General features: G+C 41.5%; 21 protein-coding genes and 1 pseudogene. 12 read left to right on the top strand and 10 right to left on the bottom strand.

The features are described 5' to 3' along the window. The first annotated feature begins 271 nt into the window (after positions 1-271). Positions 272-1,945 (top strand): hypothetical protein, encoded by a 1,674-nt coding sequence (locus tag FNW02_RS05040; RefSeq protein WP_191756469.1) that lies wholly within the window; start codon positions 272-274, stop codon positions 1,943-1,945. Positions 1,946-2,119: 174 nt separating this feature from the next. Beyond that, on the top strand, positions 2,120-3,514 hold the full coding sequence (locus FNW02_RS05035) for a TldD/PmbA family protein (protein ID WP_191756468.1): 1,395 nt from the start codon (positions 2,120-2,122) through the stop codon (positions 3,512-3,514). Between the two features lie 165 nt (positions 3,515-3,679). On the opposite strand, the gene FNW02_RS05030 is transcribed toward FNW02_RS05035, so the two are convergent. The 6 genes from FNW02_RS05030 to FNW02_RS05005 form a co-directional block, all read right to left on the bottom strand. After that, positions 3,680-4,009 carry a hypothetical protein gene (locus tag FNW02_RS05030; RefSeq protein ID WP_191756467.1) on the bottom strand — a complete coding sequence of 110 codons (330 nt, stop codon included), beginning with the start codon at positions 4,007-4,009 and terminating at the stop codon, positions 3,680-3,682. Positions 4,010-4,677: 668 nt separating this feature from the next. Further along, entirely contained in the window at positions 4,678-5,265 is a 588-nt protein-coding gene (coaE, locus tag FNW02_RS05025) for a dephospho-CoA kinase (protein ID WP_191756466.1), read from the bottom strand. A 32-nt stretch (positions 5,266-5,297) separates the two neighbouring features. Further along, positions 5,298-6,878, bottom strand: a complete 1,581-nt coding sequence (gene cobA / locus FNW02_RS05020; protein WP_191756465.1) for a uroporphyrinogen-III C-methyltransferase — start codon at positions 6,876-6,878, stop codon at positions 5,298-5,300. A 133-nt stretch (positions 6,879-7,011) separates the two neighbouring features. Then, entirely contained in the window at positions 7,012-8,241 is a 1,230-nt protein-coding gene (locus tag FNW02_RS05015; protein WP_191756464.1) for a tetratricopeptide repeat protein, read from the bottom strand. Between the two features lie 413 nt (positions 8,242-8,654). After that, positions 8,655-9,128: a tetratricopeptide repeat protein gene (locus FNW02_RS05010; RefSeq protein ID WP_191756463.1), complete on the bottom strand. Its 474-nt coding sequence runs from the start codon at positions 9,126-9,128 to the stop codon at positions 8,655-8,657. A gap of 4 nt (positions 9,129-9,132) precedes the next feature. Beyond that, complete coding sequence (locus tag FNW02_RS05005; protein WP_191756462.1) at positions 9,133-10,089, bottom strand: homogentisate phytyltransferase; 957 nt, start codon at positions 10,087-10,089, stop codon at positions 9,133-9,135. Positions 10,090-10,258: 169 nt separating this feature from the next. Between FNW02_RS05005 and FNW02_RS05000 the strand changes: the two genes are divergently transcribed. From FNW02_RS05000 to FNW02_RS04985, 4 genes are all read left to right on the top strand, one after another. Then, positions 10,259-10,735: a hypothetical protein gene (locus FNW02_RS05000; protein ID WP_191756461.1), complete on the top strand. Its 477-nt coding sequence runs from the start codon at positions 10,259-10,261 to the stop codon at positions 10,733-10,735. 604 nt (positions 10,736-11,339) lie between these two features. Then, on the top strand, positions 11,340-11,726 hold the full coding sequence (locus FNW02_RS04995; RefSeq protein WP_191756460.1) for an endonuclease domain-containing protein: 387 nt from the start codon (positions 11,340-11,342) through the stop codon (positions 11,724-11,726). Between the two features lie 117 nt (positions 11,727-11,843). Beyond that, a complete protein-coding gene (locus FNW02_RS04990; RefSeq protein WP_191756459.1) occupies positions 11,844-12,137 on the top strand; it encodes a hypothetical protein in 294 nt (97 codons plus the stop codon). Positions 12,138-12,237: 100 nt separating this feature from the next. Further along, entirely contained in the window at positions 12,238-15,447 is a 3,210-nt protein-coding gene (locus FNW02_RS04985) for a HEAT repeat domain-containing protein (RefSeq protein ID WP_191756458.1), read from the top strand. A 328-nt stretch (positions 15,448-15,775) separates the two neighbouring features. Here the strand turns inward: FNW02_RS04985 and FNW02_RS04980 are convergent, their stop codons facing one another. Then, entirely contained in the window at positions 15,776-16,075 is a 300-nt protein-coding gene (locus FNW02_RS04980) for a hypothetical protein (protein ID WP_225225423.1), read from the bottom strand. A 73-nt stretch (positions 16,076-16,148) separates the two neighbouring features. Further along, on the bottom strand, positions 16,149-17,105 hold the full coding sequence (gene murQ, locus FNW02_RS04975; protein WP_191756457.1) for an N-acetylmuramic acid 6-phosphate etherase: 957 nt from the start codon (positions 17,103-17,105) through the stop codon (positions 16,149-16,151). A 331-nt stretch (positions 17,106-17,436) separates the two neighbouring features. Between murQ and FNW02_RS04970 the strand changes: the two genes are divergently transcribed. Further along, positions 17,437-17,712: a BrnA antitoxin family protein gene (locus FNW02_RS04970; RefSeq protein ID WP_191756456.1), complete on the top strand. Its 276-nt coding sequence runs from the start codon at positions 17,437-17,439 to the stop codon at positions 17,710-17,712. Here FNW02_RS04970 and FNW02_RS04965 read toward each other — a convergent pair. Then, positions 17,704-17,939, bottom strand: a pseudogene (locus FNW02_RS04965) (hypothetical protein). The gene FNW02_RS04970 and the pseudogene FNW02_RS04965 overlap by 9 nt on opposite strands. A gap of 238 nt (positions 17,940-18,177) precedes the next feature. On the opposite strand from FNW02_RS04965, the gene FNW02_RS04960 reads away from it, so the two are divergent. The 3 genes from FNW02_RS04960 (at position 18,178) to FNW02_RS38370 (ending at position 20,658) form a co-directional block, all read left to right on the top strand. After that, positions 18,178-20,268: a hydantoinase/oxoprolinase family protein gene (locus tag FNW02_RS04960; RefSeq protein ID WP_191756455.1), complete on the top strand. Its 2,091-nt coding sequence runs from the start codon at positions 18,178-18,180 to the stop codon at positions 20,266-20,268. Between the two features lie 64 nt (positions 20,269-20,332). Next, positions 20,333-20,473 (top strand): hypothetical protein, encoded by a 141-nt coding sequence (locus tag FNW02_RS38375; protein ID WP_225225422.1) that lies wholly within the window; start codon positions 20,333-20,335, stop codon positions 20,471-20,473. 5 nt (positions 20,474-20,478) lie between these two features. Further along, positions 20,479-20,658: a hypothetical protein gene (locus tag FNW02_RS38370; RefSeq protein WP_225225421.1), complete on the top strand. Its 180-nt coding sequence runs from the start codon at positions 20,479-20,481 to the stop codon at positions 20,656-20,658. Between the two features lie 427 nt (positions 20,659-21,085). Here the strand turns inward: FNW02_RS38370 and FNW02_RS04950 are convergent, their stop codons facing one another. Continuing rightward, positions 21,086-21,277: a hypothetical protein gene (locus FNW02_RS04950; protein ID WP_191756454.1), complete on the bottom strand. Its 192-nt coding sequence runs from the start codon at positions 21,275-21,277 to the stop codon at positions 21,086-21,088. A gap of 189 nt (positions 21,278-21,466) precedes the next feature. Here FNW02_RS04950 and FNW02_RS04945 point away from each other — a divergent pair, with 189 nt between their 5' ends. Together FNW02_RS04945 and FNW02_RS04940 are read left to right on the top strand one after the other, a co-directional pair. Continuing rightward, a complete protein-coding gene (locus FNW02_RS04945; protein WP_191756453.1) occupies positions 21,467-23,017 on the top strand; it encodes a hydantoinase B/oxoprolinase family protein in 1,551 nt (516 codons plus the stop codon). Positions 23,018-23,167: 150 nt separating this feature from the next. Next, positions 23,168-24,094, top strand: a complete 927-nt coding sequence (locus FNW02_RS04940; protein ID WP_191756452.1) for a cobalamin-binding protein — start codon at positions 23,168-23,170, stop codon at positions 24,092-24,094. Positions 24,095-24,216: the final 122 nt, after the last annotated feature.

The following is a 24,216-nucleotide window of genomic DNA, read 5'->3' as shown; positions in this document are numbered from 1 at the left end:
AAATCCATTTTATAAACTATGACATACGTACTGTACAAAATAATCATGTTGTGTATCCACGTAAATACCTTGTTTCAGGTTTTAATTAATCATTTTTTGATGGTAAATAGACCCACTATGTAGGGGCACAGCATTGCTGTGCCCCTACGAGAGATATGGTTTTTCTAATATCTATATTTCGTCTTTCATGTCAATGCGTAAATCATATAAACATAAAACCATGTTTATCGGTAGTTTTAAATAATCAACCAAGATTATTGCTAGAGGTTTAATGTTATTCTCCCATCTACATAGATTTTTAACTACTGCTCATAGTAACAAACGCACATCTACATCAGTTTTATTGTGGTTAACTCTAAGTCTAGGATTTGCATTATTTTACGGCATCTTAGGACTACAAAAAGCCTTCAAAAGTGAGTATGTAGCTCAAGATGATGCCCGTGAATATGTATTTTGGATGCAGCGGTTTATCAATCCAGAATTATTACCCAATGATTTGATTGCAGATTACTTTAAATCGATTACACCATTGGGATTTGCTGCTGTTTACCAACTGATAGCTAGTTTAGGCATTAATCCTCTTTTACTAAGTAAAATTTTGCCTATTATCTTAGGATTGATTGTTACTATTTATTGTTTTTGGCTATGTCTCGAAATTTTTCCAGTGCCAACTGCTGGATTTATCAGTGCTTTGTTACTCAATCAAAGTCTTTGGTTCAAGACTGACTTGGTTTCTGCCACACCTAAGTCTTTTGTATATCCGTTGTTGTTGGCATTTTTGTACTATCTTCTACGCGAATCTTGGCTAATTATCTGTCTAATTATTGTGCTGGAAGGACTTTTCTATCCTCCACTGCTATTGATTTGTTTAGGAATTTTGCTCATTAGGTTGCACAGGAACTATTTTTTGCTTGCAGCCCTCCTAGGACTGGGATTTCTAGTAATGTTACCTTATGCGATCGCCTCCTCTGAGTTTGGCCCAGTTGTCACTGCTTCTCAAGCCAAGATAATGCCAGAATTTTGGAGAGAAGGACGACATCCGTTTTTTGACAATAATCCTGGGAAATTTTGGCTAATTGGCCAACATAGTGGCATACTACCACCGTTGATGCCTCCCTTGATTTGGATAGGGTTATTGTTGCCTGTGGTGCTACGACATTCGTCCCGCTTGCTGTTAGTCAATCTAATCAAGAGTAAAATCAACATACTGCCGCAAATTATCATAGTATCCTTGACTTTGTTTTTTGCTGCCCATGCCTTCTTGTTAAAGTTGTTTTTTCCCACCCGCTATACAATTCATACACTGCGAATTGTGATGGCTATTGCTGCTGGTATTACTTTAACTGTGATGTTGGATAAGTTTTTTCATGCTGAGCAACAAAAACGCAGATTATGGCGACTCGGATTAACAGCTACTTTAGCAGTTACACTCCTTTTTTATCCTAATTTCTCAGGACGATTTCCCACAACAGATTATAGGCAATCTGGAGAATTAGCCTTATATCAATTTCTTCAGCAGCAACCCAAAGACAGTCTGATCGCCACATTATCCGACGAAGCAGATAATATCCCGACTTTTGCCCAAAGGTCTATTTTAGTGGGTAGAGAATATGCACTACCATTCCACCTCGGCTACTACTCCCAGATTCGCCAACGTACCATTGATTTGATTCGTGCTCAATACAGTCAGGAATTAACCGCAGCAAAAGAGCTAATTTCAAAATACGGTGTAAATTTCTGGCTGTTGGAAAGTACAGCTTTTAAACCTGAGTACTTGACCGAAAAAACCTGGCTGAAAAGTTTTCAACCAGCGTTTGCAGAAGCTTTAAGCAGTTTGAAGCGGGAGACTACCCCAGCATTAGCAAGGTTGACAAAACAGTGTTCGGTTTTAGAAACTGAGCGTTTTACTTTGTTAAAAGCAGACTGTATTGTGAATTCACTTTAGTAAAAAAAAGTAAATATTTACCAAAGTAATTAATGGATTTGTTGCTAAATCAGCCAACAGTCATAGTCGGTGATCCTGGAGAAAGCACTTTTACTGCAAAGATGATGATTGAGTAGCAGACATTGCCTAAATAGTTGCAAAATAAATGCAGTTCGTCATAATTACTACTTAGAAATGCCGACTACACTTGCTGACACACAAAACTTACTTTCTGACCTCATCGCCCGCTACTCATCCCGTGTAGATTATCTGATGATTCGCCTCGAAGAAGCAGAAGGGACTGATATCTTGTTGCGTGGCGACAAGGTAGAAACTCTCAGTGAAGGTATCTCAATAGGTGGACATATTCGCGCTTGTTATAAGGGTGGGTGGGGGTTTAGCGGCTTTAACCAGCTTTCGACAATTAAAGACCGGATTGAAGAAGCGATCGCAGCTGCGCGGATGGTTGGTGATGAAGAGACTTTACTCGCTCCCATTGACCCAGTGCAAGCAGTATGCATACTGCCTCTCATCGGTACTGATCCCCGAAAAGTTCCACTTTGGCAGAAAAAACAATTGTGCGATCGCTACACTGACTTGCTCAAAAGCGTTGACCCCCACATTACCACTACCTCAGTGCGCTATGGTGACAGCGCCCAAAGAATTATTCTCGCCACCTCAGAAGGTACTCTAATTGAGCAATCGTGGGTAGATATGGAAATGCGTTTTGCCGCCACCGCCAGAAACGGCGAAACCGTACAAACTGGAAGAGAAACTACTGGCTCTCGCAAAGCTTACGAAGATTTAATTAATTTGGATGAACAAGTCAAAAGTGCTGCTCAAAGGGCTGTTGCTGCCTTATCTCTGCCATCGGTAAAAGGCAACACCTACACTGTAGTGATTGACCCAATTCTCACAGGTTTGTTTGTCCACGAAGCCTTTGGACATCTTTCTGAGGCTGATATGGCTTACGAAAACCCAGATATACTGGAAGTCATGACCATTGGACGGCGGTTTGGCCCGGAAGAACTACAAATTTTTGATGGTGCAGCTCCAGAGGGACATCGTGGTAGTTACTTTTATGACGACGAAGGCACACCCGCTACCACTACCCAACTGATTAAAGATGGGGTTTTAGTCGGACGTTTACACTCCCGTGAAACCGCTGGCAAATTGGAGGAAGCACCTACTGGTAATGCACGTTGTCTTAATTATCACTTTACACCCATTGTTCGGATGACAAATACCTGGATTGAACGGGGTAAAACGCCAGTTGCAGACTTATTCACTGATATTAGAGAGGGAGTATATGCCCGTAACTGGCTGGGTGGTATGACAAATGGGGAAATGTTCACTTTTAGCGCTGGGGAAGCCTGGATGATTAGAAACGGCAAAATTGCTGAACCTGTGCGCGATGTGACGCTTTCGGGTAATGTTTTCCAAACCTTGGCAGATATTGAGGCTATGGGTGATGACTTTTACTGGGATGAATCCGGCGGTTGTGGCAAAGGAGGACAAAACGGCTTACCTGTAGGTTGTGGTGGCCCGAGTCTCCGAATTCGAGATGTTGTAGTTGGAGGAGAAATATAGCAATTACGCTGCTTCATTTGAACTAAGTAGCTTATAGAGTGGGCATTGCAATGCCCACTCTACTTTGGTCTATGCTTATGAAACTCGCTGTAAGATAGCAAAATTCTGATCGATTTGGGACAGACACATCTCATCTTCCTTGCTAGTAGAATAGTTGGTTCAGTTTTATAACTCAACCAATACTTGCTTTAGTAAAGCCATCCACATATCTGGTGGATCACAATAGTAATCAATTTCCTCTACTTGATATTTATAAGATTTAGAACCGCGTTGCAAAATAATGTAGTCATTAGGTTTGATACCTTTTCCCTGTCCGGTCATGTATCCTCCGAGTTCTCCATTAATTGCCTCGAATACGTAGTCGCTTCCCCAAACGAATTGGCTATAATCGTGTACTCTATTCTTCTGTTTTAATTCAATTACTGGCGAGGTCGTCAGGACTAACTTATTTATAAAATTAAAGCCTACATTCATACCTGTTCTGATAAAAGACATACGTGAGTTCTCCCAAAGAAGATATCTACAACAAAGAATTCTGTCCCGTAGGTGAATCTCAATCCCTTTCAATCACCAATCCAGAATCGAACAGGTGGAAATTTTAGTCAGGAATCAACTGCATTATTAGGCAATAAAGCCAATGCATCACCCGATGTTTAATAAATGCCTGCACCCATAAGCAACACCATAGGGATTTAAAGCCATTCCTTTGGAACGCTCTACAGGACTAATTTTAAAAGCAGTAATAGAAATAAAAAATTAAATCTTCTTAAGACTTAATTCTTAATTCTTATTTTTAATTTATACCGATTTTCATTTTAAGCTCAAGAAACATTCCATGTCACTAATGATGCCACTTATACTTTGAATGGTCAATTTTTGATATTATTATTTAATACTTGATAGCCTTCAATCCAAAGCATTCTGTCAGACATATTGCCTCTTAAAGTGCTAGAGATGATAACGTCAATTTCTGCGGTAATCACTTAATAATCAGCGATACCTTCTGTACTGTCTACCGTAAAAATACTAACTTCTTAAACAAGATCTGCGTCAGATATAAATCTTTTTAAATAGGAAAATCTCATAAATCTACTTGTTAAAAATGTTTGTTGACTGTAGAGACGTTGCAATGCAACGTCTCTACAAAATAATCGGGTTTTTCGCTAATTTGCTTTGAGAGCGACATCTACTTGTTTTAGCAGTGCTTCTAAGGTAAAAGAGTTGTCCAAAACGATATCTGCACGAGCAACTTTTTCTTCTAAAGATAATTGGCTGTGAATACGGGCTTTTGCTTGTTCTGTATTTAAATGGTTGCGTTGGATTAATCTTTGTAGTTGTTGCTCTTGTGAACAACGTACTACCCAAATTTCTGTAACCAAATTAGTCATCTCAGCTTCAAATAGCAGAGGTACTACTAACACTAGTGTTGGTAAAGGAGATTGGGTAATAGCTTTGAGAAAGCGATCGCGCACGTAAGGATGAATCAATTCCTCTACCCAGTTGCGCTCATCTTGACGATTAAAGATAATTTCGCCCAACTTTTGGCGGTTGAGGCTACCATCTGGTAGTAAAATTTGTTCGCCATAACGTTGGGCGATCGCGTCAAGAATAGGCGAACCTGTAGATACTGCGTCTCTAGCATAGATATCTGCATCCAAAATCGGCAAATCATAAGCACTAGCCAAATAATTGGCAACAGTAGTTTTACCAGTTGCAATACCTCCAGTTAAGCCGATGATGCGTTTTGTCATTTGTCATTTGTTGGGTCAATAATAAACAATTTTTATTTAGTTGCCCATTTTATCAGTGCTTGAGTTAACCCATCTAAAGTATATTCTTCAGCTTCTACATCCACGCGACCTAATAAAGTATGGCAAGTTTCAGAGGTTTGGGGGCCGATAGAAGCAATACAAACTCTGTTTAAATATGCCACTACAGATGATTGATTGCCATCAGAGTTTTGTGAGAATTTACTGGCTGTTAGTTGACAGAAAAATTGTACAGTTTTGGAACTGGCAAAAGTAATTACATCGAGCGCATGATTTTGGATTGCTAACTCTGCCGCAGGTGGCATACTACTAGGACAGCGTGATTGATATGCGGCAATTTCTATCACCTCTGCGCCCTTAGCAGTTAATTCCTTAACTAAAATTTCTCTCCCACCACTTTCAACTCTAGGAAATAAAACCTTTTTACCAGACAGTTGCTCTGGGAAGTTTTCTACTAAAGAATCGGCGACAAAGTTGGGGGGAATAAAATCTGGTTGGATACAGCGTTGTTTGAGTCGTTGGGCTGTTTTCTCACCAACAACGGCAATTTTGACACCAGTCAAAGCACGAGCATCTTTACCCTGTGTAGTTAGCCTTTCAAAAAAGTAGTCTATGCCATTAGTTGAAGTGAGAATTAGCCAGTTGAAATCAGATAAATGAGCGATCGCATGATCCAACGCTTCCCAACTAGAAGGCGGGCCAATTTCTAAAGCAGGCATTTCAATTACTTTTGCGCCTGATGCGGTGAGGCGATCGCTAAATTGACTTGATTGTCCGACTGAACGTGTTACCAGAATGGTTTTGCCAGCAAGAGGGAGATTAGTTGACATAGCTAGAAGTGCAGGAGTACTTTCGTCTAAACATATCTTCTCAGGTTGTAAGTACTTGCGTAGCCCGACAACTTCGCCAATCACAATTACTACTGGGGAGAGTGATAATCCCGTAGTTTGTTCCAGAATATTATTGAGTTGGGCTGTCCAAATTTGTTGATTGGGAGTTCCTGCCCAACGGATGATAGCAATGGGTGTGTGAGGCGATCGCCCATACTCTACCAATTGATTTATAATCTCCGGCAGATGTTGCCCTCCCATCAAAATTACCAATGTATCTAAGCGTGACAGCGCCTCCCAGTCTAAAGCATCTGGTTCATGGGCTGTAAACACTGCAAAACAGCGACTTAAAACCGGATCTGTCAGGGGAATTCCTGCTAGCAACGGAGCTGCAAGGGCCGAAGAAATTCCTGGTACTACTTCAAAATCACAACCAGATGCCTTCAACGCCTCTATTTCGGAAGTACAGCGCCCAAAAATAAACGGATCACCTGACTTGAGCCGTACAACTTGTTTTCCTTGCTGACAGTACTTTACTAGTAACTTGTTAATTTCAGCTTGCGATGTGCTGGGTTTACCACCGCGTTTGCCAACATCCAACTTCAGACAATCAGGTGATACGCACTGTAATAATTGGGTATCTACTAGGGCATCGTAGACCAATACCTGAGCAATAGCTAAGAGTTGATTAGCTTTTACTGTCAGGTACGCTACATCTCCAAGCCCAGCACCAACAAGGTAAACTTTGCCCTTTTCTTGAATCATGGTTGAAATTTGTTAGGAGTCAAGAGTAGAGACGCGATTAATCGCGTCTGTACAAGAGTCAAGAGTAGAGACGCGATTAATCGCGTCTGTACAAGGGTCAGTATTTATTCCGCTTGTATTCCCCAGTCCCCATTTAATTTGTTTGATTATTAATCTTTGGGAACAGTTCATCAACTTGCTCAACCATCTCCTTGTTTCCCTGAGCTTGGAATAACTGCCTAGCTTTTTTAAGGTTGACGATCGCTTCATCTACCTGTTGTTCTCTTCCTAGAGTAATTCCCAAATTATAGTAAGCGAGTGCAAAGTCTGGTTCAAGGCTAATGGCTTTTTTGTAATGTGCGATCGCTTCTTGTGGCTTGCCTTGATCATCGATAGCATTTCCTAAGCCTGTATAAGCTTCTGCATGTTTTGGCTTGAGGCGAATCACTTCTGTATACTGGGCAACTGTCTCTGTCAGCTTGCCTTGTGCATAGAAAACGCTGGCTAAATTATAGTGAGCGTCTACATAGTTGGCATCGAAGCTAATGGCTTTTTGATACTGGGCGATCGCTTCGTCTAGTTTGCCTTGAGCGTAAAAAGCGTTTCCCAAAGCGTTATAACCGATTGGATTTTTTGGTTCGAGGCGAATGGCTTCTGTATATTCGGCCATTGCTTCTGTTTGCTTACCTTGTGCATACAAAGCGTTCCCTAAGTTGTAGTGAGCGTTTGCATATTTGGGATCGAGGCTAATGGATTTTTTGTACTGAGCGATCGCTTCTGTTAGTTTGCCTTGAGCGTAAAAAGCGTTTCCTAAACGTGTGTAAGTTGGTGCGTAAGTGGGTTCGAGGCGTAAAACTTCTGTATATTCGGCAATCGCTTCTGTTAACTTCCCTTGCTCATACAAAGCGTTACCCAAGTTATAGTGAGCTTTTGCATATTTGGGATCAAGACTCAAGGTTTTTTTATAGGCAGCGATCGCTGGTTCTAATTGATTTAGCCTTGCCAAAGTTAAACCCAAATTAAAATACGCTCCAGGGGCTTTGGGATTGAGGTTAATGGCTTTTTTGTAATGTGCGATCGCTTCTTGTGGCTTGCCTTGATCGTCGAGAGTATTGCCCAAAGCAGTATAAGCTTCTGAAAAGTTGGGTTCTAGTTCAATTGCTTTCCTAAAAGCCGCCTCTGCTCCTTTTAAATCTCCTTGTTTGTAGAGATTGATTCCTTGCTCGAAATTAGCAATTGCGTTTTTGTTTTCAGAGGCGATCGCCTGAGACAAGTCTTGGACTTTTGATAACCCAACGCTAACATCTCTACCAAAGGCAGTATTCGCCTCTATCAAACATAAGCCGATAATAGCCGCAGCCAGCAGATTTTTTGTTTTTAGCATTTTTACTAAAACACCTACATTTGGTTTACATGCTTAGTTTTTCTAAGCTTGCTTTCATATAATCTTCAATTTCTCCAAACGCGATTTCGTAACTAGATACTAAGAATATCACACTGATTTTTTTAAGTAGCTAGGCATAAATAAATTAAAACTTGTAGTGAGTTAGCGCGGTCTTCTCTACGAGACGCTACGCGAAGGGGGTTTCCCCCATGAGCGACTAACAAACCCAAAGGGTAAGGACTTTAGTCCTAATAATCCTTGTTTTGAGCGATAAATCGCTCATTACGAACTTGACGCCTTTATTAACTGCTAATTCTTTATTCCTAGAAATCGGGCTTCCATAAAATCCGATTTCTAGAAGGTAGATTGCTTAACTAGAATGTTAATCAGTGACGAGTTTAGTGGGACACACTCTACAATTCACTTGACTTAGCACTGATTCTATCTAACAGATTACTAATTCTCTCAGCTTTTTCAGGTTGACGCTGTTTTTGCAATAAATCTTTAGCTTGTAGCAGATTAATTTTAGCTTCTTCTTTCTGTTCTTGCTGCATTAAAACATTCGCTAGACGCAAATAGGCATCAGCATTTTTAGGACTACGGCGAATCACTTCCCGGAATAATTCCGTTGCTTCTTGTACTTGGCCTTGCTGATTTAAAACATCTCCCAAAAGCAAACGTACCACATCATTGCTAGAGTTTAGCGAAATAACCTTGCGAAAGGCTGCTTCTGCACCTTGGTAATCTTCTGCTTGATAAAGATTGACTCCTTTTTGAAAAAAGTCAGAAATAATTAAGGTTTTCCAAGCGAAATATCCCAGAATTGTCAGACTCAATATAACGACTATCGCAGCGATAAGAGAACTGGTTGAAAAGTTTTCTAGCATTGTCTTAAGCCAAAAGACAGGCAATAGGAAAAATCAGATATTCCATAAAAAAGAGTTTCCAAATGAATTGATAGAATTGCGCGATCGCACCTTTATCTTGCAAGTCTACCCCCATACTCCGTAACCACATCAAAACCAGCAGTACTAAATGAGTAATTACCAGGAATATTGGATTAACCGCAGGTACATTTAGTACACCAACTAAAATCATCCCTAAATAACAGAAAGTTATCACCCAAAGAGCGAGATTAAACACAGCTTGGGAACCGAGTTGAATAGTAAAAGTAGAGATATTGTAGAGGCGATCGCCTTCCATATCTGGTATATCTTTAAAGATAGCGATCGCAAACGTAAACACCAAAATAAAAACCGTCAGCACCCACACCACAAGTGGAATTGATTGACCTTGTTTCAACACCCAACTATAGTGCAAATACAACCCTAAATTAACAATCGTTCCGCGCACAGAAAAAATACATAATGCTGCCCAAAAAGGAAACTGTTTTAAGCGAATTGGTGGCAAAGAATAAGCAGTACCAATTGCCAAACTAATAGCCACCATCCCCAACAAAAAAGGCCCAGTCAGCCACGCCACAACTAACGCCAAAATACCAGCAAAAGCAACAATTAATTGCCCAGTCTGGCGCGAAAACTCCCCAGATGCTAGTGGTAAATGAGGCTTATTAATCTTGTCAATTTCAACATCTTCTAATTGATTCAGCCCCACAATGTAAACATTGCCACACAAACAAGCAATCCACGCGCCCAAAACCCGACTTACTGGAATCCCAGAAAACCCAGTCGAGGATACAGCAATGGCAATTAAATATAAACCCAATACACTCAGACTCGTACCAATAATCGTGTGCGGGCGGGAAAACTTCCAAAAAGCATAAAGCCAATGGAAAGATGATTGAACAGATTTGCGTAGGAGAAGGCTGTTTTTAGAACTCTGGCTCATGAGTAGCTTAGCTTCAGTATTCCGGCTGACTGTTAATCATTGTCACAGAATTTTGTCATTAATCAGAGTAGAGATCTTGCATTGCAACGTCTCTACATGTTCTGTCACTTGTGTGATCGCCTTTACCAGTGGGAATCATAACAAACAGATTTACCAGAGTAAATATCCAATGGCTTACCAAAATATCACCGCCTCCCTTTCTCCAGCAGATATCCAAGAAATCAAAGCAGCCTTTGCGACTATCCAAGCAAAGTTGCCTTTTCTCGTAACCCTGAGTGCAGAAGAACGACGTAACTTATTTAAGATGGGCGATAAAAGACTAGCTTTTGTCAACACTAGCCTGATTGCTGCCCAATCTAACCGAGACATTTTACCAGCCAGTTTTGATTTAGATGAGTTTGTGCGGGATTATCAACTAGCCGCTAACCTCACCGAACTGTTGATTGGACTGCGACAACTGACAGAACAAGTAGATGATACCTTAATGGCAGTCGGTAGCGAAGCTATGGGCAGCAGTTTGACAGTTTATGATTACGTCAAGACAGCTGCTAAGAAAACTCCAGGGTTAAAAACTATTGCTGAACAGTTAGGCGAGAGGTTTAAAGCTATTAAAAGTAAACCTGCTAAAGCTGCTGTCGATTCTTAAAGGATTTTTTAAAAGCCTTTAGTGATGTAGCAAATACTTTGAGATCCCCCTAAATCCCCCTTAAGAAGGGGGACTTTGATTCTAGTTCCCCCCTTAAAAAAGGCTACGGTGTACACACAAGTCTTTGAGAGTGGCCTCACAAGCTTTTGATCCCCCCAACCCCCCTTAAAAAGGGGGGCAAAAACTTCTCAAAGTCCTCCTTTTTAAGGAGGATTTAGGAGGATCTACACGATTTTGGTTTGGTAGAGAGATGTGTGTACACCGTAGCTTAAAAAAGGGGGGTTAGGGGGGATCAAAACGTTAACTGAACCCCATTGCCTTAAAAAAGCTGACTTTGACTCCGGTTCCCCCCTTTTTAAGGGGGGTTAGGGGGGATCAAAACGTTAACTGAACCCCTATTGCCTTAAAAAAGCTGACTTTGACTCCGGTTCCCCCCTTTTTAAGGGGGGTTAGGGGGGATCAAAACGTTAACTGAACCCTATTGCCTTAAAAAAGCTGACTTTGACTCCGGTTCCCCCCTTTTTAAGGGGGGTTAGGGGGGATCTCGAATGACTATGCACCTTAACCGAGCAGTATTGGGTAGGGGGTATAAACACTAGAAAATATGACAAACAAACTCAATAGCAGCAATCACCATTTACCTTACAATCCAAAGCTTGTAGAAAGAGCGAAAGAACTTCGTAAAAATATGACCCCAGCAGAAAAAAAGCTGTGGTATGAATATTTGAGAAATTTTCAATTTCGGGTTTTAAGACAACGACCGATTAATCATTTCATAGTTGATTTCTACTGTCCTACTTTAAAAACAGTGATTGAAGTTGATGGGGATAGCCATTTTACAGATGAAGCTCAAGATTACGATCTAGAGAGAACAAATATTTTGGAAGGCTATGGTTTAAAGATTATTAGGTTTACAAATAGTCAAGTTTTAAATCACTTTGATAGTGTGTGTGAGCAGATACAGCGTTTGATCCCCCCTAGCACCCCTTAAAAAAGGGGGGAACCGGAATTAAAGTCTCCCTTCTTAAGGGGTATTTAGGGGGATCTCAAAAAACAGGGAAAACTTCTTAAAGTCCCCCTTCTTAAGGGGGATTTAGGGGGATCTCCAATGACTATGCACCTTAACCGAATCATATTGAGAGTCTCCCGATTTGCAAAACGAGATGTATCATTTTGGTCAATGAACCTCAAAGCATCATCGATGAACCTCAAAGCTTCGCCGATGAACCTCAAAGCTTCGCCGATGAACCTCAAAGCATCATCGATAAACCTCAAAGCATCATCGCTGAACCTCAAAGCATCATCGATAAACCTCAAAGCATCGCCGATGAACCTCAAAGCATCGCCGATGAACCTCAGAACTTCGTCTATGAACCTCAGAGCTTCGTCGATGAACCTTTAATACTCGCCCACGGATATTAAAGGCTTTCAATCAGGAATTAGGAATTGCAAGGTTGTTATTATACTCATAATCGCGTCTAATCTGCCACCTTGCTCCAAACATGGTAACAACTCTCCACCACCGCAGCAAGCCTTCCCCCCTTATCTTTTATGCTTTAGCTTTCATCCTTTCTTTCCTCCTTTGTCTGCCTTGGGTTAACGCTAAAGAAACCCCCAAACCCAAACCCCAAGATTGGCAGATTAACGGTATAGTAGCAGCCCTAGACGACAGCTACGACCAAGTGAAGAAATATGCTTTTGACAAATTAGCTGCATATGAGCTAAAAGACTTGAAAACCGTGGTTAAGAAACCGGAGGATATAGCACAGAAAGTTGCCAAAATCCTCAAGGATGAAAAGGTTGACTCAGATGTTCGTGGCAGTGCGGCAGTGGCATTGAGCAAGTTCGGGCAGGCAACGGCACAATACATTCCTGAAATCCTCAAATTCCTCAAGGATGAAAAGGTTGCCTCAGGTGTTCGTGGCAGTGCAGCAGAGGCATTGAGCAACTTCGAGCAGGCGGTGGCACAATACATCCCTGACATCGCCAACATCTTCAAGGATGAAAAGGTTGACTCATATGTTCGTGGCAGTGCGGCAGAGGTATTGAGCAACTTCGAGCAGGCGGTGGCACAATACATCCCTGACATCGCCAACATCTTCAAGGATGAAAAGGTTGACTCATATGTTCGTGGCAGTGCGGCAGTGGTATTGAGCAACTTCGGGCAGGTGGCGGCTCAATACATCCCTGACATCGCCAACATCTTCAAGGATGAAAAGGTTAACTCATATGTTCGTGGCAGTGCGGCAGTGGCATTGAGCAAGTTCGGGCAGGCGGCGGCACAATACATCCCTGACATCGCCAACATCCTCAAAGATGAAAAGGTTGGCTCAAATGCTCGTAATGGTGCGGCAGTGGCATTGAGCAACTTCGGGCAGGCGGCGGCTCAATACATCCCTGAAATCCTCAAATTCCTCAAGGATGAAAAGGTTGACTCAGGAGCTCGTGGCAATGCGGCATTGGCATTGAGTAACTTCGGGCAGGCAGCGGCTCAATACATCCCTGAAATCGTCAAATTCCTCAAAAATGAAAAGGTTGACTCAGGAGTTCGTGGCAGTGCGGCAGTGGCATTGAGCAAGTTCGGGCAGGCGGCGGCTCAATACATCCCTGACATCGCCAACATCTTCAAGGATGAAAAGGTTGACTCAGATGTTCGTGGCAGTGCGGCAGTGGCATTGAGCAAGTTCGGGCAGGCGGCGGCTCAATACATCCCTGAAATCGCCAACATCCTCAAAAATGAAAAGGTTGACTCAGGAGTTCGTCGCAGTGCGGCAGAAGCATTGAGCAACTTTGGGCAGGCGGCGGCTCAATACATCCCTGAAATCCTCAAAATCCTCAAAGATGAAAAGCTTAACTCATATGTTCGTGGCAGTGCGGCAGAGGCATTAGCGAATATTAAAAAACTGGAGTTAAAGGAGGTTGTTGTAATTCTGAATAATGTTTATGAGCCTGGTAATTCAGAATACTTAAATTTGCGTTTTTTAACCTATTTCCTGGGCGGTGGCACTGAGGAAGTGAAAACTTTATTGAAATGGCTCGGCTCTCCTCAAGTACCTCCTGACAAACTCTCACACGATGAAGGCATCAAAACCCTCAACCTATTTCTGCAAACTTGGAATAATAGCCAAGGACTAGAACGCTTACGCAACGACTTAGCCAAGCAAATTTCCGAAGTCGCCGCTAACAAAAATGTCTCTTGGAAATGGCAAGATATTAATTTACTGCAAAGCCATTACAGCAACCTTAAAAAAGTCTACCCCACCGATGCGAATGCGGTGCAGTCAGTAATTAATCATCTGGAATATTGGCAGTGGTTCTTCAAAGCCAGAATCACCATCCTCATTCATGCTGCCTTTTGGCTTGCCCTCATCTTCGCCTATCCCAAATTTCCCCAAGTCCAAGCCATCTTCTTCTGGAACCCTTGGGTACGTCGGATTCTCGGCGTCGGCTATGTCGGCTTTCTCCTCACCTGGTTTCCCCCCTTCCGCCGCAAATTATTTGAACCCTTCAAACCTTCCCTATTAGCCGATGCCGGGTTAGATAATTTTTCTGACCAATCATACTTCCCAGAATCTAAAGTCAAAGTTCCCACTTCAGGAGACATCCAGCCAATTACCGCAGCCTTACCCAGTATTCAAGGACAAATTATCTTAGAAGGAGATTCCGGCTTAGGCAAGTCGATGTTTCTCCGCCATCTGTTGAAAAATCAAGAGCGCATTGTCGTTTATCTCCCCGCCCAAAAATGTCATAAAGGCGTAATTGAAGCCATCCAAGACAAGCTACACGGCCAAGCCCAAGATGCCGACTTCCTAAAAAACCTGATTTACAGTGGTGCGATAGATATCTGCATCGACGGACTCAACGAAGTCACCGCCGAAACACGGGCTAAAATCTGCCAGTTTGTCGAAAGCTATTTCCGGGGCAACATTATTATGACTACCCAGCCCCTAGAGTGGACACCACCTTCAACAGCCAAGATATATAAATTGCAGCCCCTTGAGCAACAACAAATTCAAGAGTTTTTGATTTCCCGTCAGCCGCGACTCCCCCAAGATGCCAAAATTCAAGGTGCTGATTACGCCAAAGCCTGCACCGATTATTTAACAGAAGTCTTCCAACAACAACAAGCCAAAGAAGAGTTAGATGCTATCCGCCGAATTCTTTCCAATCCAATGGATCTAACAGTGGTAGCGCTGATGTTATCACAAGGCAAACACCCTAACTTATTTCGCCTGCAAGAACAGCAATACAATTTAATGGCGGCAGAATACCTCAAAGAATGGAATCAAGAATTTCCCTTAAAGAAATTCTCAGCCGCCGTCTACGAAATGCGACTCGAAGACAAACAAGCCTTACCCGCCGATGAATTTTACCAAGTTGCCATGTCTTTGGAAGACGAAAAATACAAGATGGTAGTTAGTCGTCAGTGGCAAGATGAAAAAGGCGAAGCCAAGAAAGAATGGTACTTCCGCCACGATAAAATCATGGATTTCTTTTTGGTGCAAAACTTTCTCGGCGAAACCGATGCAGCGGAAGGACTATTAGTTGATAGAATGGGCGATCCGCGTTTTCGTGGTGTTTATTTCTTGCTAGCAACTTTGCTTCCTTTAGATGCAGCCAAAGAACTGCGGGAGAAATTGATTCAATATGCTGCTGACACTAAAGACAATACGGTAAGTAATACGTTCGTGCAATTGTTGCGGACAAGATAATTCGTAATTTTAAGGAACAATAGGCGATAATCCTTATACCGATTCAATTAATGATTGCAACAAATTTTTTGGTAGAGACGTTGCATTGCAACGTCTCTACATGGTCTATCTGTCACATTCTTTTTTTAAATTGGTATTAGAGCAATCCAAAATCTAAGAGGATGTTTGTAAAGTCCAAGATGGTATAAAAATGTCATTCTGAGTGGAGCAAAGCGTAAAGAAGAATCTAGGTTTTTGACCACATATTGAGATGTTTCATTCCGCTACGCTGCATACCCTACGGGATCTTGCTACAACATGACAGACAAAGATCCTTTTAAAACATCCTCTAAAATCCGTCTTGGAAAGTCTGCTCAAGTCGGCAGAGCCGCCCACGCAAGCAACTTTCCGCAAAATCTAAAATTGAATGACGCACAGCCTTAATTTCAGCCATGATGTCATCGTCTGTAATGTCATCAACGGGGGGTTGGGCATAAAGTTCTTGAATTAAAGCCGTTAAATCTGAACGTAAACCCACTTTAATCAAGGCTCTAGCAACCTGTACCCGCTCCTCTGGTTGCAACTGTTGCACAGCCGTGATGAGTTGTTCCAGGGTGATCGGAATCGATACCATGTCAGTTGCCGTCATTGAGTTTCTTAAATTGTAGTGCGATCGCACTGCCTCAGTACAGCGCGGTCTTCTCCTTCCTTTACATAAATTTTTAAGGTAGTTTGTTGTTTTTGTGGCTCGCAACAGCTACGCGGAGATTACCTTGATGTTCTGACAAAAGCCGATCGCCATCGTCTTTTTCCAAACCAGTCCAGTGCATCAATAGAGCTAGCTTGACCCACTTACCACTACGTTCTAATAAAAAACCAGCAGCTTCACGACTTAAACCTGTGAGGTCTTGCAAAATTTGCAAAGCGCGATCGCGTAATTTTTGATTTGTGACGGCTACATCCACCATCCGATTGCCGTAAACTTTGCCTAGCTTAACCATCACTCCGGTGGATAGGATATTTAAAGCTAGCTTAGTAACTGTGCCAGCTTTCAGACGAGTTGAACCAGCTATTACTTCTGGGCCTGTCAACAGGCGAATGTCAACATCAGCGTCAAACCTTACTTGCTCAGCAGGAACACAAGCGATAAAAATAGTAGTGGCTCCCCGCTGACGAGCGGCGTTGAGCGCACCGTGAACAAATGGCGTTGTCCCACCAGCGGTAATACCGACTACTACATCTAACTGGGTAATGTGTCGTTGAGCGATCGCAGCCTCACCATCTTGAGCACGATCTTCTAAATCCTCGGAACTACGTACCAGCGCCCCAGCACCACCGGCAATAATCCCTTGTACTAACTCAGGGGGTGTACAAAAAGTAGGTGGACACTCAGCAGCATCTAACACACCTAATCTTCCACTTGTCCCCGCGCCAACATAAAACAGGCGTCCTCCGTGGCGCAAACGCTCTGCGGTGCGCTCAATCGCTTCAGCCAATTGAGTTTTCGCCGCTGCGACTGCTGCAACGGCCTTTTGGTCTTCACTATTAAATAGCTCTACCAATTCCACAGAGCTGAGTTGGTCTAAATTAAGACTATTAGGATTTACTTGCTCAGTTAACAGATACCCTCGAACAGGTATAACATCGTTATTTACGTTAGATTTCTCTGAATTATTCATAGTTTGAGCATTAGAGCTAGAAAGCTTGGTACTTGCTATAAACTTTTAATTTATTTGCGTTATAGCTTGCCGTGATATATGTAGAAATTATTTCCACATCCATAGGATAGCTTGAACTGAGAATTAGACGATCATTTTGAGAAAAAGACGATGATATTTTAAAATTATTCAATTTGCAGAGAGTGGCGATCGCATCAGTTCTCTAGTAGAAATAATAGCTGTTCAATGGAATGCACAGGAGCAAAAATGGAAGTGGACAATTTAAATTTGTATGTTTTATTACGGCAAGGTTATGTTATCCGAATTATCTCAGCACGAAGGGCAAATAGATATGAACGAAAACGATTTGAACAATATCTCACGTACTAATTGGGAAGCTCTGGAAGCGATGTCAGATGAGGATATTGACTATTCTAATATCCCGCCGTTAACAGATGAATTTTTTGAGAAGGCCACCTTGAGAGTGCCAGCCACTCAAGCACGGAACCTAATTCAACTCGATTCAGATGTGATGGCTTGGTTTCAAGCCCAAGATGTCGAATACAAAACCCTCATCAATTCAGTCTTGCGTCAACACATCAACAACATCCGTGAGAGGTTAAGGTAATTCCACTAATGTTTGGGCAACGGCTTCTGTTGGATCATCGTAACGCATTACTTTACCGCGCATTGGATAAAGATTTGTTTTTGGTTGGCTAGGCGCTACTTCTTGAAGTTGTGGAGTTTTAGCTGATAGAATAATCACCTCCACAGCATCCCCCGCATGAAAAGGTAAGCCCCGTAGCATCAAAGTTCATCTTCAGTTAAAACAGCTTCTATTTTGTGAGCTTCCATCTTACTACTCCTAAGAGGTTGTTTGAAAAGTAGTTACCTGTGATTTTAGGCACTTGTTGCTCCCCCCTAACCCCCCTTAAAAAGGGGGGAACCGGAATCAAAGTCCCCCTATTTAAGGGGGATTTAGAGGGATCTAGAACTTTTGATACCGACAAAAGGACTTTTCAAACATCCTCTGAAGTAGAAATATCCTCATGCCACTGTTACTCTACCTTTAAAGCATTAAGGAAATAGAGCAATGTTAAAAGTTTTTGCCGATCGCGGTGGTACATTCACAGATATTGTTGCCGTTACTGATAATCAGACAATTATAGAAGGACTTTCAAGACATCCTGAACGTTTTTTAATTGTTCCTTTGCCTAAAGGGCAATGGATTATTGTCTATAAATTACTGTCAGAAAATCCTGAAAAATATCAAGATGCAGCTATTCAAGGTATTCGGGATATCATGGGTTTATCAGGTAATGAACCTATTCCTGGTGAAGCTATAGAAGTAGTAAAAATGGGAACAACAGTAGCAACAAATGCACTGTTAGAAAGGAAAGGCGATCGCCTGGTACTTCTCATTACTAAAGGCTTTAAAGATGCCCTGCGAATTGGCTATCAAAATCGTCCTAATATCTTTGCTCGTCATATCGTTTTACCAACGATGTTGTATGAGCAGGTAATTGAGGTTGATGAACGCTATGATACCCACGGAAATGAATTAACTCCTGTAAATGTTGAACAAGTCAACAATAACTTACAAGCAGTTTATAATACCGGAATTCGCAGTTGTGCTATTGTTTTTATGCACAGCGATCGCTATCCCAATCACGAGCAAGAAGTTAACAAAATCGCTAAAGAAATTGGCTTTACACAAATTTCTGTATCCCATCAAGTTAGTCCTTTAATGAAGTTGGTTAGTCGAGGAGATACAACAGTCGTAGATGCTTATTTAACTCCTATTTTGCGTCGCTATGTCAACAAAGTATCTAGTCAGATACCTAAAGTTAAATTAATGTTCATGAAGTCTGATGGGGGTTTAGTTGTAGCGGAGCAATTTCAAGGAAAAGATAGTATTTTAAGTGGGCCGGCTGGAGGCATTGTTGGCGCAGTTCAAACTAGTAAAAGAGCAGGTTTTGAGTTAGTAATTACCTTTGATATGGGTGGAACAAGTACAGATGTCGCCCATTTTAAAGGAGAGTATGAACGACAATTAGATTCGGAAATTGCCGGGGCTAGAATGCGAGTTCCTGTATTAGCGATTAATACTATTGCTGCTGGCGGTGGTTCAATTTTATTTTTTGATGGTTCTAGTTATCGTGTCGGGCCGGAATCTGCTGGATCAAATCCTGGGCCTGCTTGTTACCGACGTAGTGGGCCGTTAGCGGTTACTGATGCTAATGTCATGTTAGGTAAAATCCACCCGCAATATTTTCCATCTGTCTTTGGAATTGATGGTGATTTACTTTTAGATAAAGATATTGTTATTGAAAAATTTACACAATTAGCTCAAGACATTGAAGCTGTTACAGGAAACACTCGTACCCCTGAACAAGTAGCCGCTGGATTTATTGCGATCGCAGTGGAAAATATGGCAAATGCGATTAAAAAAATTAGTCTACAACGGGGTTATGATGTCAGTCAATATGTACTTTGTTGTTTTGGCGGAGCAGGCGGACAAGTTGCTTGTTTAATTGCCGATACTTTAGGAATGAAAAAGATATTTCTTCACCCTTATGCTGGGGTTCTTTCTGCTTACGGCATGGGATTAGCTGATGTCAGAGCAATTAGAGAATTAGGCGTAGAAAAGCCTTTAACTCAAGCATTAATTCTTCAATTACAGCAGTTAATGAAATCTTTAGAAATCTCAGCTAGAAGTGAATGGAGTGAAGCAAACAATGAAGAAATAGTCAGAAAATTAAATTTAAAATATGAGGGAACTAACTCGATATTGACTATTAATTTTGCCGATGATATGGCAGAGATGCAATTAAAATTTGAGACTGAACATAAATCTCGTTATGGTTTCATTCAAGTAGAGAAAATATTAATTGTTGAATCTGTCTCAGTAGAAGTAATTCAAAAGATGGATACTCCCGAAGAACCCTTAATTAATCGTATCCGTCCAATAGATGAAGTTCCTAGTTCTGTTGAGATAGTAAAGATGTTTACTACTGACCAGTGGTATGATACTCCTGTTTATCGGCGCGAAGATTTACAACTAAAAGATAGTATTAATGGGCCTGCGATCGTTGTAGAGAAAATTAGTACTATTGTGGTTGAACCTAACTGGGAAGCAAGATTAACTGAATGCAATCATTTAGTTTTACAGCGTAAAGATTGATTAATTGCTTTGCGAGATAATTATCAATGTTAGTTATTTTGTAATAAACCCCAATAGAAATTAAATGTCACCTTACCTTTATCCAGTCATTGAAACTGCACAAATAGAAACTACATTCTTAGAATTGGCGCAACAATGGCGACGTGAGACAGGAATGCTCTCGGTTACCTCCAAAATAGCAATGCACTCTGCTATCAAAGAATAATCGGGATGGGACAACCTGTTGTACCTTTGATTATGCGCGAACTTGAGCGCGAACCAGATCATTGGTTTTGGGCTTCAAATGCAATTACGGGAGCAAACCCTATCAAACCAGAACAGCGTGGTAGACTCAAGCAAATGGCTCAAGCTTGGATCGAATGGGGAAAAGTGAATGGATATAGATGGTAGGTTGGAAGTTCAAGTTCTTAAGTAACAGAACTATATGTTGAGTTGACCTTAGAAAACTCAACATCAGCATTTTTTAAGTTATTTCTACTTATCGTCATCTTTGTATTCACAACTTGCCTTCTCGCATCCCAACCAGAAAAGTAATACTTTTTCTACATCTACTAGTTGTTCGTGTGTCAAGCTTCTCAATTTCTGTAGCAGTTTTGCATGAGGAATTGTAATAATGTTCTGTACATCAAATGCTCCTGGTCGAAGAAAATTTACTTTGATTTCTACCTCGAATCTTGAACCCCGTAAACTAGTTGTGTGAGGAATCAGAGTCGCTAATGCACGATCTTACTCCATAGCAGGAATGCTGATAACCAAGCATGGTCTAACTTTTGCTACATAACCCAAATCGACAAGCCAAACTTCTCCGCGTTTTGACCTATTCATAAGCAGATTCTTGCTTGTCTAATTCTAAAAAAATTTCTTCAGCATTCAAGATTAAATCATCATGTGACAATGGCGGCAACTCTAAGTAAGTAACGCGTTTCAAAATTTCCAAAACAATTTCTAGTCTTTCTGGTTCAGTCAGACTATCAAAAGTACTTAGAAGTTCTTGTACTGATGCAGTCATAACTACTTTCCTCAGATATTGTGACAGCATTGATATACATTTTAATATTGTAACTGGTATTAGGTTGTGAATACCATACGCGGAGATGATAAACGAAGTTTATTGCAAGACACACAATGGTAGGTAACATTTGTAATAGTCTATATGATTTGCTAAATATGCTTCTTAATAAAACATAAGGAACTAAGAATGTATACAACATCTCAACCAGATCCAGTCCGGTTAGAAATATTCAAAAACCTTTATCAATTTATTGCTGAGCAAATGGGGATTGTTCTGCAAAATACGGCAACATCAGTGAATATAAAAGAAAGGCTAGATTTCTCTTGCGCTATTTTTGACTCTTCTGGATTATTAGTTGCTAATGCTCCTCACATTCCTGTACATTTAGGCTCAATGAGCGAAAGTGTCCGCAGTTTAATTAATGATAAAAGCGATACTCTAAAACCGGGAAATGTGTATCTATCCAACAATCCTTATAATGGAGGGACACATCTTCCTGATGTAACGGCAATTACTCCGGTTTTTGGCGAAGATGAAAAGCAAATTATTTTCTATGTTGCTTCTCGTGGACACCAAGCTGATATCGGCGGAATTACTCCCGGTTCAATGCCTCCCCACAGTACTACAGTAGAAGAAGAAGGAATTCTTTTTGATAATTTTCTCTTGGTTGAAGGGGGAAATTTTCGAGAAACTGCACTCAAACAGCACCTCTCAAATCATCCTTGTCCTGCTCGGAACCCTGATCAAAACATCGCAGATTTCAAAGCACAAATTGCTGCTAATGAGAGGGGAGTTCAAGAACTTCATAAAATGGTTTATCAGTATAGGCTTGAGACTGTCCAAGCTTACATGAAATTTGTGCAAGCTAATGCTGAAGAGTCAGTCAGAAGGGCTATCAATCTTCTGAGGAACGGTTCATTTAGATATGAAATGGATAACGGGGCAAAAATCCAAGTTACAGTGACAATTGACCAAGAAAATCGCAGGGCTATCATTGATTTTACTGGAACATCTGGGCAACTAAATAGTAACTTTAATGCTCCTAAAGCTGTAACTCAAGCAGCAGTCTTATATGTCTTTCGTACTTTGGTTGATGATAATATCCCTCTCAATGCCGGGTGTCTTAACCCTCTAGAAATTATTATTCCGGTTGGCTGTATGCTAAACCCAATTTATCCAGCAGCAGTAGTAGCGGGTAATGTAGAGACTTCTCAAACTATTGTCGATGCTTTATATGGTGCTTTAGGTGTGATGGCGGCTTCTCAGGGAACGATGAATAATTTTACCTTTGGTAATGACCGTTATCAATATTATGAAACCATTTGTGGTGGCTCTGGCGCAGGGATTGATTTTGATGGGACTGATGGTGTCCATTCCCACATGACTAACTCTCGCTTGACTGACCCAGAAGTTTTAGAATCGCGTTATCCTGTACTTCTAGAAAGCTTTGGTCTTCGTCCCGATAGCGGGGGTAAAGGAAAACATTCCGGCGGTAATGGGATTATCCGCCGCATCCGGTTTCTAGAACCGATGACAGCTAATATTCTCTCTAGTCATCGGGTTGTTCCTCCGTTCGGCTTAAATGGTGGAGATGCTGGACTTGTGGGACGCAACTGGATACAACGTCAGAATGGAACCCAAGAGAATTTAGACAGCACAGCAACAGTGGAGATGGAATCTGGGGATGTTTTTGTAATAGAAACCCCTGGGGGAGGAGGATTTGGTCAAGTCTCTTGAGTTTTGAAGAATAGAGATTTGATTTACTTGGCAGTTAATTTGTTGCTTAATGCTGACACCTGAATCTCTTGGACTCTCCTGGAGAAAGATGCTTAACTACCTGAATTTTGCGACAATTAACTTGATAGAAGCTGTTACGGAGGTGTAGGAATGACAGATAGCGGTGTGAGAATCGTCTCCCTGATTCCCGGTGGAACAGAGATTTTAGCGGCACTGGGATTAGTTGATAATATTGTGGGGCGATCGCACGAATGTGACTACCCTCCAGAAATCCAAAATCGCCCCATTTGTACTCAAGCACGCTTAGATAGTAATGCCTCTAGCAGCGAAATTCACAATGACGTAAATGATTTATTGCAATCTGCTCTCAGCATCTATCAAATCAAAACAGATGTTTTAGAGCAATTGCAGCCTACACACATTGTTACTCAAGACCAATGTGATGTCTGTGCTGTCAGTTTACACGATGTTGAAAAAGCAGTCGCTACACTTGTCCACAGTAAACCCCAAATTATCTCATTACAACCCAATATTCTTGAAGATATTTGGGCTGATATTGAGCGAGTAGGTAACGCCTTCGAGGTAGACTCGGTTAAAGTTCTAGAAAATTTAGAAGCTCGTGTCAAAATTTGCGAGCAAAAAATCCAAGGTCTTGGTTTAAATGAACTTCCCAAAGTCGCCTGCATCGAGTGGACTGACCCTTTAATGGTGGCTGCGAATTGGATTCCCGAATTAGTCAATTTAGCAGGAGGCCAGTCCCTATTTTGCGTTACAGGACAGCCTTCCCCGACTTTGCCATGGGAAACTCTGTTAGCAAGCAATCCAGATGTGATTGTTTTTATGCCTTGCGGTTTTGATTTAAATCGCACTCGTCAAGAAGCCAATTTGTTAACTCAGCGTTCGGATTGGGAAAAACTGCACGCTGCTCAATCTGGTAGGGTTTATATTACGGATGGCAATGCCTACTTTAACCGTCCAGGGCCGCGAATAGTAGATTCCCTAGAAATTTTGGCAGAGATTTTGCATCCTGAAATTTTTCAATATGGTTACAAAGGAACTGCTTGGGAACCTTTGTGAGGAGTGAGGAGTGAGGAGTGAGGAGTGAAGAATGCTGAGTGCTGAGTCAAGAGTCATTTGTCATTGGTCATAATTATTCTCTCCCCCTGCTCCCCTGCCCCTCTGCCCCTCTGCCCCCCCCG

The sequence above is a fragment of the Komarekiella delphini-convector SJRDD-AB1 genome (assembly GCF_014831675.1).
Taxonomy (GTDB): domain Bacteria; phylum Cyanobacteriota; class Cyanobacteriia; order Cyanobacteriales; family Nostocaceae; genus Komarekiella.
This window is presented reverse-complemented; position numbering and strand designations above follow the sequence as displayed.

What these genes read in the sequence shown, in the direction of transcription:
- FNW02_RS05030 (WP_191756467.1), bottom strand. Translation starts at nt 4,009, where the DNA reads ATGTCTTTTATCAGAACAGGTATGAATGTAGGCTTTAATTTTATAAAT.
- murQ (WP_191756457.1), bottom strand. Translation starts at nt 17,105, where the DNA reads ATGAATAATTCAGAGAAATCTAACGTAAATAACGATGTTATACCTGTT.
- FNW02_RS04990 (WP_191756459.1), top strand. Translation starts at nt 11,844, where the DNA reads ATGACTATGCACCTTAACCGAATCATATTGAGAGTCTCCCGATTTGCA.
- FNW02_RS04940 (WP_191756452.1), top strand. Translation starts at nt 23,168, where the DNA reads ATGACAGATAGCGGTGTGAGAATCGTCTCCCTGATTCCCGGTGGAACA.
- FNW02_RS38375 (WP_225225422.1), top strand. Translation starts at nt 20,333, where the DNA reads ATGTCACCTTACCTTTATCCAGTCATTGAAACTGCACAAATAGAAACT.
- FNW02_RS05015 (WP_191756464.1), bottom strand. Translation starts at nt 8,241, where the DNA reads ATGCTAAAAACAAAAAATCTGCTGGCTGCGGCTATTATCGGCTTATGT.
- FNW02_RS05005 (WP_191756462.1), bottom strand. Translation starts at nt 10,089, where the DNA reads ATGAGCCAGAGTTCTAAAAACAGCCTTCTCCTACGCAAATCTGTTCAA.
- FNW02_RS05000 (WP_191756461.1), top strand. Translation starts at nt 10,259, where the DNA reads ATGGCTTACCAAAATATCACCGCCTCCCTTTCTCCAGCAGATATCCAA.
- FNW02_RS04945 (WP_191756453.1), top strand. Translation starts at nt 21,467, where the DNA reads ATGTATACAACATCTCAACCAGATCCAGTCCGGTTAGAAATATTCAAA.
- FNW02_RS05040 (WP_191756469.1), top strand. Translation starts at nt 272, where the DNA reads ATGTTATTCTCCCATCTACATAGATTTTTAACTACTGCTCATAGTAAC.
- FNW02_RS04980 (WP_225225423.1), bottom strand. Translation starts at nt 16,075, where the DNA reads ATGACGGCAACTGACATGGTATCGATTCCGATCACCCTGGAACAACTC.
- FNW02_RS04970 (WP_191756456.1), top strand. Translation starts at nt 17,437, where the DNA reads ATGAACGAAAACGATTTGAACAATATCTCACGTACTAATTGGGAAGCT.
- cobA (WP_191756465.1), bottom strand. Translation starts at nt 6,878, where the DNA reads ATGATTCAAGAAAAGGGCAAAGTTTACCTTGTTGGTGCTGGGCTTGGA.
- FNW02_RS04985 (WP_191756458.1), top strand. Translation starts at nt 12,238, where the DNA reads ATGGTAACAACTCTCCACCACCGCAGCAAGCCTTCCCCCCTTATCTTT.
- FNW02_RS04995 (WP_191756460.1), top strand. Translation starts at nt 11,340, where the DNA reads ATGACAAACAAACTCAATAGCAGCAATCACCATTTACCTTACAATCCA.
- FNW02_RS04960 (WP_191756455.1), top strand. Translation starts at nt 18,178, where the DNA reads ATGTTAAAAGTTTTTGCCGATCGCGGTGGTACATTCACAGATATTGTT.
- FNW02_RS05010 (WP_191756463.1), bottom strand. Translation starts at nt 9,128, where the DNA reads ATGCTAGAAAACTTTTCAACCAGTTCTCTTATCGCTGCGATAGTCGTT.
- FNW02_RS38370 (WP_225225421.1), top strand. Translation starts at nt 20,479, where the DNA reads ATGGGACAACCTGTTGTACCTTTGATTATGCGCGAACTTGAGCGCGAA.
- coaE (WP_191756466.1), bottom strand. Translation starts at nt 5,265, where the DNA reads ATGACAAAACGCATCATCGGCTTAACTGGAGGTATTGCAACTGGTAAA.
- FNW02_RS04950 (WP_191756454.1), bottom strand. Translation starts at nt 21,277, where the DNA reads ATGACTGCATCAGTACAAGAACTTCTAAGTACTTTTGATAGTCTGACT.
- FNW02_RS05035 (WP_191756468.1), top strand. Translation starts at nt 2,120, where the DNA reads ATGCCGACTACACTTGCTGACACACAAAACTTACTTTCTGACCTCATC.